Genomic DNA, 11,342 nt, shown 5'->3' on the forward strand with positions numbered 1-11,342 from the left:
AGACGGCGATTTCCGAATCGCAGGCGCAATAACGAAATCGCAAGAGGGCGCTCCATCAACAATGTGCTACACATGAGCGTAACAATTTATTCGCTCCATACATTCTTCAGATTGTGAGTGAGGAGGTCGAACTAAGCGATTGGGCCCATCTCGACCCGTGGTGGTCAGCATCTACGCAGACTAATCCGGCCGGTCAAGATCCCGACGTACTGCGAGTTCTTGACAAAGAGTGGATGACCGACTTGTGGGATGAGGTTGATTCGTGGTGGGAGGCCTATACGGACATCTCTCCTTTTGTTAGAGGTGAGGCTTCGGGGCGCGTACTCTCTATCGAGCAGCAGACTGACCTGTGGGATGAACTTGATCCTTGGTGGGATATATACACAGAGGTCGGACATAATAAAGCAAAGCAGATTGCCGAACTGCTTGACAAATCTAACAATGAGTGGGCGCAGTCTCCCGGACCATTTGACACTGACCCGTTGGCAGCAGACCTAAGCGGAAGGCAAGTCTCTCGGGGACCGGTTCAGCCGAACGGTGAGGTTGAGTGGTCACGATGGCTTGCGCAACTGTTGCGCCCGTCTGCGGCGCTCGTTACGGAACTGTTCGGCGTGGTGGTGTCCAAAGCACCGAGTGGAGTTGTCCGGGAAGAACAGCTCTCTAAAGAGGGGGGAACCTTCCGACGACCGGATATCTTAGTCCTCCACTCCAAGCGAGGGATCTCGATCGAAGTGAAACTGGGCGACGAGAACTACCGGAAAACATCTGAGACGGCGGCGCTCGTTGAGCGTCACTACGCCGACCGACAGTGGACACACACGCTTCTCCTCCCAAGCCGGAAACAGGAACGATTGGCCGCCACCGTCGAACCACCGCTTGATCGGAAGAGTGGGGACCGACTCATGATAGAGTGGGACGACCCCGGTTCCATCGGCGTGTTGTACTGGCGCGATGTGACCGCGGCAATCCGGTCGATCCTGCGTCGGGGTGAAGTCGTGGACGACCACTGGGCTGCCAATGCGTACCTGTTCTGTGCAGTTGCCGAGCAACAGATAATGGGGTTCTACCCGCAACCAGTAGTGGAGCAATTAACCGGTTCTGCGGACGTTGTCAATACACTTCGACCGACTATGTTAGCCGATACGCTAGACAAACAACTAACATACCTCCGGGAGAGAGAAGAGACATGACTGAGGATTTTCTCACGAAGGGGCTGCAAAACGATCGGTACATGAAGGCCCGCCAGTTAGTCGAACAATTCAGGGAAGATATTGAGGTGGAACTGCGCATGATAGGGCAAGAAATGATTTCCGAGAATCCTGGGTTGTTCGATGATAATGTAGAGGGAGGTGAGAATAGTCAAACAAAATCAAATACCTATCCCTACAGTCGAATTGACTTTCCTATGGCTCGGCAACGTTCTCCGGAGAGCGACACGTCCTTGACCCTGAATGTCCACCTCTACTGGTACAATCCAAGAGAGTACAACCGGAAAGATATTGATGGGGCAATACGCGCCCTCGGATACAAAATTAAGGATGTCACCAAAGCAGACGAGCAGCATGTCGTATCCGAAACACAAGATTGGCCGCTTCGTGTTTCAGTAGACCGATGGGGATCTAGGAAGGCCTTCTATCGACACGTTAGTTCCACTGACGAGATTAAAGAGACTGGGGAACAATTGGTCGAACATTTCTCAACATTCGGGCATGAATTCGGGGTTCCGCGAGATCGGGAGTGAATGAATCATATCTCACGAACTTCCATCGATACGCTATTGGGTAGAACATTGTTGGTGGCGAGCGGTCGGGTAATTTTGTTGTAGCTCTGCACGACGGCATGCTCACCAGAATGGGGGGCGAGACAGGCTAAAAAAAGAGATCGACCGAGCCCACTCAGTCCAGAGAGTCCTCACCAACAATCTGCTTCATGAGAGCGACTAAGAAATTGATATCGGATGTCGTGTGGACGCAACCGAGAAACGCCCGTTGCGGGTTTGTCGTGCTACCGAGTGGGAGGAATTAGCGCAATAATCACGATCATCTACGCTTGAACTGTTGCAAGATACAGTTGTCCGGACAGCGTGATCGATACGTGTTTGATTCTGTCCTCAGTCTGAGCAGTCACATACTCTGCATCCTCCAGTGAACTAATATGCCTCGTAATTGTGCTTTTCGCGGCTTCAAGATCGCTAGCCAACTGCGGTAGCGTCACTGATGAGTCAGTATTAGCTACTGCCCGGAGGGTGTTTAGAGCGCCATCTGATACCGTGGTAGAAACTGTGGGCAGTCCAAATTCACGTACCTGACCATCAATATCGCTGTATCCAAGCGTTGTCAGTACCGTTGCTTCGTGCGCCATCGTTGCTACCGTCAACGGTAACAATACATCTCGTGCACCACCACTGAGACTTACCACGGTGTCCCCAGCCGCTGTTCTGAGCAGATTACTACATGTCATCACAGCAGCCTCAAAGTCATCGTGTGGAACTGTCTCAACAGTTACCGTAATTGTCGGTTCGATTTCTTGCAATAGTTGCTTAACATCTGTAACAGCCTCGGCCGCTCGATCGTCGTCCGTCTCAGTAGCTGGACGGATCAACTGAACGTCGTCTTCATCCTCTATACCGTACTCAAGCAACGAGCGTGTGACACTCGTCGTATTGAATCCGATCGGGGAGACGAAGGTCTGCATGCCTGATGCGTTGTGGTTCACATATCTAAGTGTTACACGTTTCTACAATTTTGCTCCAAGTATTGTATATTTTATATGTCGCTACATTTATAATGTTTGGCAGAAAGAAGTAGCTATTCCTTCCATGGAAACCCAGCCGGAATCGAACTCCCGCTTACGACAGATTGAGCTGGCACTCCGGTCAGCCGACCGGTTCGATGTCCCACAGTCGGATGGCTACTCGGTGTATAGCGCATTGTTGGCTCTCCTACAGTCAGCTGACGACGAGGTGAGCCAGCGCGTACATGATTCGGAGATTGGCAGCCTCCACACCAGCGGGCTCCGAGGCGCGTTCGGCGACGGCGATCGTTCGCATCACAAACGGGTACTCCCGAACAGGGAGTACACGCTCTCGCTTGGGGTCACCGATCCCGCCGACGAGGCAATTTTTGAGGCTCTTGTTTCAGCGTTGGTGCTCGCTGACGAGCCTCTGGGGCTGACACATGGCCAGCTCCAGATTGAGTCCTTCGAGAGTGAGAACACCTCTCATGAATCGTTGCTCGCAGAGGCTGACGAGCTTAATAATCCGACCATCGAGATGGAGTTTCGGACGGCGACCTGTATCGAGGAGGCTGGCTCGGTGACGACGATGTTCCCGACGCGGGGGGCCGTCTTCGGGAGCCTGCTCGGGAAGTGGAACAACACGGCTTCGAAACTGGAACTCGACGTGAGCCGGGAGACGCTGGCCGAGTCGGTGATCGAGAAACCTGACGCCCGGAGTTACGATACTCACAGCGTACTCGTCAATCGGGTTGGCGATCCCGACGGCGGCACGCAGCCGATCTTTCGGCAGGGATTCTCGGGCACGTGTGCGTACGCGTTCAAGAATACAAATGAGTCGGTCGTGAACGCAGTGACGGCTCTCGCGCTGTTCGCCGAGTATTCTGGTGTCGGGAGTGCTGTAGCGCGTGGCTGTGGGGATGTTTCTGTGAAGGTAACTGAGTAATGAACTCAGATGCCGCTCGTGAGGCACACGACACGATTGTCAGCAGCACAGACCTCTATACAAACGTTATCGACGCGGCTGGAGCATACGATGCGAAAGTCGATTCCAGTGCGAACTGCTCGCTGGCGGCCCACATACTCAATGCTGTCACGGTCGGGGTGAACGCCTTCGTGTATGAAGCCGTTGGCGAAGACGAAGATCTCTATCAAGACTACGGTGAGGATGTGAAAGTACTCGCCGCCGCGCTCGCACTCCACGATACGAACAAATTCGTCCGTGAGGCCTACGGCGTTGACGCAGAGGGAAACACCAGCGAAGCATTTGACTGGTATTTCGACCCGGAACCGGCCGACGACGGTACAGAACGGGACGGAGATCCGTTCGGAATCGAGGAGTTCCTCGGCGACGGTTACCGAGACGATCTCGAATATCTCGTCCGCCGTACCGAATTGAGCGAAGACAGCACCGAGCTGCGCGGGCTCGATACGCAGTTTAGGGGTTTGGAACGCTACTGTCGAATCGGCGACAGTACCGCCTCCGTCGCGCTCAAACAAGGTGCCGAGGGTGTCCACGAGCAACTTAGCACCCTGATCGGCAGCGACGACGTACACCGAATCGAGTTTACCCAACTCGAACAGCCGATTCTGAACGATACGCTACTCGGGACGGCGAAGGAGGTCATCGCAGGCGAAACCGGGGATCGAACGTATGGCGTTACCATCGGTAGCTCTCCGGATTCAATCGTCTATCTCGGCGAGTCGATTGACCAAGCGATATTGAAAGAGGAGGTTGCGGAGCGAGTTCCCGAACGGATCAGCACGGAGTTCCAGTTCGAATGTAAACTTAACTGGAACGCGTTCGATTACGACATCCTCGCGGAGGTCAATATTCCGGCGGATGAGAAAGAACAAAAGATCGCTGACGCGTTCAGGGAACTTCTCAGTCGAGGCTCTGCCGGTGTTGAGACATTTGAGCATATTCCACCCGAATTCGACCAGTATTTCGCAGTTCTCGCCAAGGCGATTTATATCGACGGTCGGTCCGAGTTCGCAGATACGGACGTACAGGACGCCTATGACCGAATAGAAGATAAACAGGGAGTCCAGAAAGTAAAACTTCACTTCATCGCGTATCTCGTAGAAAACTACGACACTCATCGTAATTTTCTTGATGAGTTCGCTGATGATGTTCGACCGGGACTCCACGCCGATTTAGAACCCGAAGCGGATGCCATCGGAACTGTTGTTGAGCGGTTCTTTGACGGTCGTATCGCGCCGGAACTCGGTTCGAAAAACGAGATGTGTTTCCTCTGTGGCGGGCAGACAGACACGAAATATCAGAAGGGGCTGAGCGGAATCTATCGCACCCAAGAATACTCCCGTCGGGTGCCGCCGCACGCGAAGTATAAATCAATCTGTGAGGTGTGTAATCTCGAATACGCGCTTCTATCGTACGTCTGTGAAGAACACGACGTGAGCACCAACAACAGCCTCGAAATTGCCTACTTCTATTTCGATGATTTCCTCGGCGATGTTCGAGTCCGGAGTAACCGCGTCGGCAACATCGTCCAAGGCGATGGTGACGAACTCGATGATCCGGAGGTGACGAGCAATCTCATCAACCCACAGTACTTTATCCAGCCGATGTACGTGCTGGACGAAAATCACCGCATGGCGGTGGTTCGGCAGGTGATGGAAGCCGCCCAAGGGTCAGGGATGAAGGTGGTCATCGGACGGCCGTTCACGCGTTTCGAGAGCGCGGACACGGTCTTCGCTGACGAGGAGACCACCCGACCACAAGAACTCCTTGAGCTGGACGAAGCCGAACGGTTTGGGCCGTTGCCGTCGTTCGTTGAGAACGACCGCACAGACTCTCACCTCCGGCGCGCACTCCAGCTGTTCAAAATAATGAGTATGGTCGGGCAGGATGCCAACATGAGCAATCCCTATCTTCAGCTCGACCGTGATACGTTCCACAGCATTGCGAATTTCGCGGTTGTCAACCACGACCGCGCCGTCGCCCTCAGCGACCTCGAACAGTACTTCGAAACGTACCACGAGGAGGCACTTATGGATATGAAAACAGTCGCCGAACGGGGGATCGACCTCTTCGGCAAACAGTTCGACAGCAAGTATAAGAAGACGAAAATATTCCGTGAGGCACTCGATGCGTTCCTCAGCGGTAAAAACCAGCAGATGGTCGACGACCGACTCATCGAATACGTCGAGAGTCAGGTGTATGCCGCTGCTGATCGGGAGGACTACGCAGGGCATGTAACGACCGAGGAAGCCGAAGCGTTCGTTGCGGCGATCCGTGAGTACCTCGTCGAGAACGACCTGTACGACCTCAAGAAACTCTCCGACTGGGAGAACGCGCTGGTCAACTCGTACTTTTACGCATACGAAAAATCGCTCTGATCACAATGACACTACAATACCCAGACACTGGCCTCGAAGAATCGTTCGACATCTACCGCAAACGCAAGCCGTCGGTCACGCTCGTTGTCAGGCGTAACGTGACCGAACCGACGTTGTTCCGGAACTCCAGCCACGACCGCGCCGAAACACAGGAGTTCGGCGACAAGTTACACGCACAGGTCAACGGCGAGAAGTTCACCAGCAAGGAGCGACTGACTGGCCTCTCACTACTCAGGGAGCTTGATGACGAGTTCGTTGACGACGACTACGCGTACAACGAACCCACGGATCTCGACGGTTCACTGAACATCGGTACGCTCACCTACGGGCTGGCTGGCACCGGTGATCAGGACTTCGCGATCAAGTCACGGGTCGTCGAAGGCTACACCTACACCACTGATGAGTACGATCTGATGAACAAGGAAACTCGGAACGCCGTGTACGAGTCCGGGACGATGCGGGACGACAAGGGCAATCAGTCCGAAGCACTCTTCGACTTCGTGAAAGTACAGCCTGGCAACGACCTCGTTCATTTCATAACACTCGAAGCGGCGACCGGGCCGATGCTGCTCTACGCGCTACATAACATCCTCAATACCGGCAAGTACGGTGCCCGTGAAACTCGTACCGGGCGCAACATCCGAAACGAAATTCTCGGCGTCGTGCTCGGAAAACACGATACGTCGCTCTCGACCGGCGAACTTCTGCTTGAGTACCACAACGAGGATGACGATCTCAAATCGAGCATCGGTGAGTACATTTCGGCCGTCGAGCGGAATGACTGGGAAGTCTATGGCGAACTCGACGGTGCCGATCCGTTCCCTGAGTGGTTCGAACGGCTGGAAGCAGTCGCCAGCCGAGAAGCTGACGACGCCGACGAAGTACTTCGCGAGGAGTTTGCCGACCTGATACACGCCGCCACAGACGTATTCATCGACGATGATTGAACAGACCTTCGAGGCAACGTTGTACGCGCCGCTCTTCTACTCCAGTTCGGAAGGGCGAGCGATACGAACACAGCCGACGCTGTCATCGACAGCCTTGATGCACGCACTCGGCTACCGGTATTTCGACCTCGAAAAACGCTACGCGGAGTTCGGTGACGAGGCGACGACAGCGGACTATTCGCATCTCACCGAACTACCGTTTTTCGTCACCGATATGCGGCCGATAGCGGTCGAAACCGACGAGCGAACGTTCCGGAGCACCGATTACCGGTCAGAACGCCATTTCACCACTAACGATACTGACATCGCAAACCAAGTTTCGGGCAGTAAATCCGTCCCTGAAATCTTGGAAAAGTCGGGAGCCGCATATCAGACGATCCGCAATTACCTCGGAATTTCGCCGGGCTCGACGTTCGAGTTCACCGTCTGGAGCGAGACGGAGCTGCCGGAACAGCCGTTCTTCCGTATGGGGATCAAGCAGACCGGAGAGTTCCGTGCGAAGCCAGCTGAGCTTGATACCCTGGTACTCAACAAGTACCTGCTATCGGAGGTGTACGATCTCTCTGATGAATTGCTCACTGAGATTGTCGAACACAGTGAGGGATTCAATCGTGGCAACGATCCACGACTGCAACACTTCGTCGGTGTTGATCCCGCGCTCGTTCGCGACCGAGTGCTACCGGAGGTACTCGCATGACAGAGTTCGAAGTTGCCGGGGCCAGTCTTGCCACCGAGCCACCGGAACCGGCACTCGAAGACCGTGGGTTCGGCTACGCCCGGTCGTTCCAAAACCGCGTCATCGAATGGATTCATGACGGCAGCGACCCCGTCTCAGTCGTACGGGCCCCTACTGGAGCGGGTAAGACCGCGACCTTCTACGAACTCATCGACTCACGCGAGATGACGCTCCTCGTTTATCCGACAAATGCCCTTCTCCGACAGCAGCGGGAGCGATTTGAGAACGACGACATTGATGTCGCTGTTCTCAACGCGAATACGCTGGATGGCCACGGCCACGAACGGACGGAACAACTGCTCAGCTTTGTCAACAAGTACGCAGCCGATTACGATGCGGTACTCACCAACCCCGACATCCTACAGGCAGCGATTCAGGATATGTACGTCGGGAGTGATCCAATGCGGTTTTTCAACGAATTCGATGCGATTGTGTACGACGAATTTCATTTCTACGAAGCCCTGTCGGCAAGCGGACTCCTGTTACAGACCAAGATCATTGCGGAACGCCAACCCGATCCGAAAATACTCCTCGCGTCCGCAACACCGAACGAGGAGTTCGTTCAATTCCTCCGCAACAGGATCGGATTGACGATTCGAGACATCGACGCCGATTACGATTCGGACGGCGATCAGTTCCGCCACCGAATGGTCGTCAGCCGGCACGAAGACCGCAAGATGATCGACTGTCGAGACGAAATCGCCGCTGAGCTACAAGAGAAAATCGACGCAATCGACGGCTACGATGAACCACAAATCGTTCTCGTGTTCAACAGCGCGAAGGACAGCAACGACTTTCATGACTTCCTCTACCGGGAGTATCCAGAGGTTTTCGAACACGCTGCTAAGGACAACGGTTTCGATACGAACGACGAAACAGTCGATCTTGACGAAATTCTCAACACGACAAGCAAAGGCGAGGTCGGCCTCGACTACGACGTAACGACGTTGTACATGGAGAAACCGTTCACAGCGAGTGCCTTTCTCCAGCGGTTCGGCCGCGCCGGTCGCCAGTCCGAAGCGACCGTCGATATCTACGGGCTTGGCCAGGGGCCGTGGGGTGATGACGTTGGCTTCCCAACCTTCGCCGAACAGATTTATGCGGGGCTGGAATCGACACAGATGAATCAGGAACGACTCGCTGACCTCGTCGGCTTTCGAGCCGCGTACGCGCTTGTCGAGCGGGAAGAGGACTCAGGCTGGTTCAATCAAGAATTACGAGCGGATTTCGAGACGAATATCCACAAGTTCGATCAGTGGTACGGATTCATTAGGAAAGTTATCGAGGAACACGGCGAAATCAAAGACGGGTTTGAACCCGGCAAGTATCAGCAGAGGAGCCCCGAGGCGAAGCTACTGGAATTTACCAGAGCATGTTTCAAAACGTTCTGCGGACTCCGTGGACAGTCACTCCCTGTGTCGATCAAATATCCCCGTGGTGATCAGCTCGGAGTGACGACCTACGACCTCTCAACGACGCTTCGCAACTATGATATCGTCGATGTTGAAGACGACGATGTCCTCGTTTTGGGGCCATCGGATGACGATATTCTCTCGACAGTAACCGCACGCCTTCCGGCGTACGAAACGGAGCCGACCAAGTATGATCAATCGACGGCAGAAATCGAGGAGCTGCTTCAAACAAAGATCCATCGACGAATCGACGAGACGGAATCAAACGATGAGTTCGAGGTATCGACGGAGCTACTACATCGATTTTTCCGGATCATCCGAATCGTCAATGCGATCATCCCGTCCCGGATTACGACTTCCAAGTACGACATCGAGGTTGATGTCGATGTCAGCGGCCCACCAGAAATCGATGTCCACCCACGGCGGATATGACTGATGACCTGATCAACGTCGCGGATCTCAACCAGTTTTCCTACTGCCAACGGCGATACTGGTATCTGTACTTCTATGACACGCAGGGACGGAATTACGAGCGAATCGAGGGGAAGAGCAAGCACGAAAACAAATCGACGCGGGGAGATTGGGTCAACGAACTCTATCTCGAATCCGAGGAACTCGGTCTGAAGGGTAAAATCGACATCCTCGATTCGACCGATGGGCAGATGATTCCGATTGAACGGAAACGAGCCGAGAGTGGCGACTACTACAAAAGCGACGAGTTACAGCTGGCTGGATACTGTATGTTGCTCGAAGAGCATATCGGCGAGCCCGTCCGACAGGGCGCGATCTACCTCTACGAAACGGATCAACGAATGCACGTTCCAATAACCGAATCACACCGAGAGGAAGTTCGAGAACAGATCGAGACAATGCGATCTATGACCATCGATGACATCCCACCGCTCACCGACAACCCCTCGAAATGCGAGACCTGTTCGGCACGGGAGTACTGTATGCCCGAGGAGACCGCGATGCTCGAACCCGAGAAAGCACGCGGGACGGGCTGGGAGGGGCAGGTATGAAAGCCACCGAGGGGATGTTCGACGAGTCGGTCGTCTACGTCACCAAACAGGGCACACAAGTCCGCACCGACGGCGGTCGGATCGTCGTCTGGGACGTTGACGGCGACGAGGGCGAACTCGCCTCCTTCCCGACTGAGAAGCTGGATACGATCAACGTCTTCGGTGGCGTCAATTTCTCGACGCCGTTCGTCGCCGAGGCGAACGAACACGGGATCATCCTGAACTACTTCACCGAGAACGGGAAATACCGGGGCAGCTTCGTCCCGGAAAAGAACACCATCGCGGAGGTGCGGCGCGCCCAATACGCCCTCGGGACGACTGCCGAGGTCGATATCGCCGCCGCGATGATCGCCGGCAAGATCCGCAACGCCAGGACGTTACTCTCTCGGAAGGGCGTCCACGGGACAGACGTGCTCAAGGATCTCGGTGTCCAAGCGACGACGGTGGCGACGAAAGACGACCTTCGCGGCGTTGAGGGCGAGGCCGGCGAGCGATACTTCAGTAGGCTCGACGAGACGCTGACCGACGGCTGGACGTTCGAAAAGCGAACCAAGCGACCGCCCGAAGATCATATCAACTCGCTGCTGTCGCTGACCTACGTGTTCATGAAAAACGAGGTACTGAGCGCGTTGCGGCAGTACAACCTTGATCCGTTCCTCGGCGTCCTACACGCCGACCGCTACGGACGGCCGTCGCTCGCGCTTGATTTACAGGAGGAGTTTCGGCCGATCTTCTGTGACGCGTTCGTCACGCGGCTGGTGAATCGCGGCGTCATCACCCACGATCAGTTCACGCAGGACAACAATCTGGCCGACGACGCGTTCAAAACCTACTGCTCGAAGTTCGACGAGTTCATGCAGGAAGAGTTCACCCACCCATACTTCGAGTACACCGTCTCGCGGCGGAAGGCGGTGCGACAGCAGGCGATCCTCCTGCGGAAAGCGATCACTGGTGAGTTAGACGAGTATCACGCCCTGACGTTCTCGAAATAACCATGCGCCTGAGCCTGTCATAGAAACCATCTCATAGCTTGAGCTTCTCGCGGCCAAGGTCGTCTCCCCGCTCGAAATTGGTGATTACAACGACGAGACGGAGACACAGCGCAAGGAACACTTGTGTTCGTGCGTGG

General features: G+C 54.8%; 10 protein-coding genes and 1 pseudogene. 9 read left to right on the forward strand and 2 right to left on the reverse strand.

The window, feature by feature from the left end; translation table 11 throughout:
* Positions 1–113: 113 nt before the first annotated feature.
* Both EXE41_RS19710 and EXE41_RS15130 read left to right on the forward strand, forming a co-directional pair.
* On the forward strand, positions 114–1,190 hold the full coding sequence (locus tag EXE41_RS19710) for a hypothetical protein (RefSeq protein ID WP_241987261.1): 1,077 nt from the start codon (positions 114–116) through the stop codon (positions 1,188–1,190).
* Complete coding sequence (locus EXE41_RS15130) at positions 1,187–1,741, forward strand: hypothetical protein (protein WP_137691431.1); 555 nt, start codon at positions 1,187–1,189, stop codon at positions 1,739–1,741. Before EXE41_RS19710 ends, EXE41_RS15130 begins: the two co-directional genes overlap by 4 nt.
* A gap of 302 nt (positions 1,742–2,043) precedes the next feature.
* On the opposite strand, the gene csa3 is transcribed toward EXE41_RS15130, so the two are convergent.
* Entirely contained in the window at positions 2,044–2,694 is a 651-nt protein-coding gene (gene csa3, locus EXE41_RS15135; RefSeq protein WP_137691432.1) for a CRISPR-associated CARF protein Csa3, read from the reverse strand.
* Positions 2,695–2,818: 124 nt separating this feature from the next.
* On the opposite strand from csa3, the gene cas6 reads away from it, so the two are divergent.
* Genes cas6 through cas1 form a run of 7 tightly spaced genes read left to right on the forward strand, consistent with a single transcriptional unit; the run spans position 2,819 to position 11,205 of the window.
* On the forward strand, positions 2,819–3,679 hold the full coding sequence (gene cas6, locus EXE41_RS15140; RefSeq protein WP_137691433.1) for a CRISPR system precrRNA processing endoribonuclease RAMP protein Cas6: 861 nt from the start codon (positions 2,819–2,821) through the stop codon (positions 3,677–3,679).
* Positions 3,679–6,096: a hypothetical protein gene (locus EXE41_RS15145; RefSeq protein ID WP_137691434.1), complete on the forward strand. Its 2,418-nt coding sequence runs from the start codon at positions 3,679–3,681 to the stop codon at positions 6,094–6,096. Before cas6 ends, EXE41_RS15145 begins: the two co-directional genes overlap by 1 nt.
* 5 nt (positions 6,097–6,101) lie before the next feature.
* Positions 6,102–7,043, forward strand: coding sequence for a type I-D CRISPR-associated protein Cas7/Csc2 (gene cas7d, locus EXE41_RS15150; protein WP_137691435.1), 942 nt, complete (start codon positions 6,102–6,104; stop codon positions 7,041–7,043).
* Entirely contained in the window at positions 7,036–7,740 is a 705-nt protein-coding gene (locus EXE41_RS15155; RefSeq protein WP_137691436.1) for a hypothetical protein, read from the forward strand. The genes cas7d and EXE41_RS15155 overlap by 8 nt, the downstream gene beginning before the upstream one ends.
* Complete coding sequence (cas3, locus tag EXE41_RS15160; RefSeq protein WP_137691437.1) at positions 7,737–9,623, forward strand: type I-D CRISPR-associated helicase Cas3'; 1,887 nt, start codon at positions 7,737–7,739, stop codon at positions 9,621–9,623. The genes EXE41_RS15155 and cas3 overlap by 4 nt, the downstream gene beginning before the upstream one ends.
* Positions 9,620–10,213 carry a CRISPR-associated protein Cas4 gene (gene cas4, locus EXE41_RS15165; protein WP_137691438.1) on the forward strand — a complete coding sequence of 198 codons (594 nt, stop codon included), beginning with the start codon at positions 9,620–9,622 and terminating at the stop codon, positions 10,211–10,213. The genes cas3 and cas4 overlap by 4 nt, the downstream gene beginning before the upstream one ends.
* Positions 10,210–11,205 carry a CRISPR-associated endonuclease Cas1 gene (gene cas1, locus EXE41_RS15170; RefSeq protein WP_137691439.1) on the forward strand — a complete coding sequence of 332 codons (996 nt, stop codon included), beginning with the start codon at positions 10,210–10,212 and terminating at the stop codon, positions 11,203–11,205. Before cas4 ends, cas1 begins: the two co-directional genes overlap by 4 nt.
* Positions 11,206–11,236: 31 nt before the next feature.
* Here the strand turns inward: cas1 and EXE41_RS15175 are convergent.
* Positions 11,237–11,342, reverse strand: a pseudogene (locus EXE41_RS15175) (IS5/IS1182 family transposase); the annotation flags it as partial.

The sequence above is a fragment of the Halorubrum sp. SD690R genome (assembly GCF_005435035.1).
Taxonomy (GTDB): Archaea; Halobacteriota; Halobacteria; order Halobacteriales; family Haloferacaceae; genus Halorubrum; species Halorubrum ezzemoulense.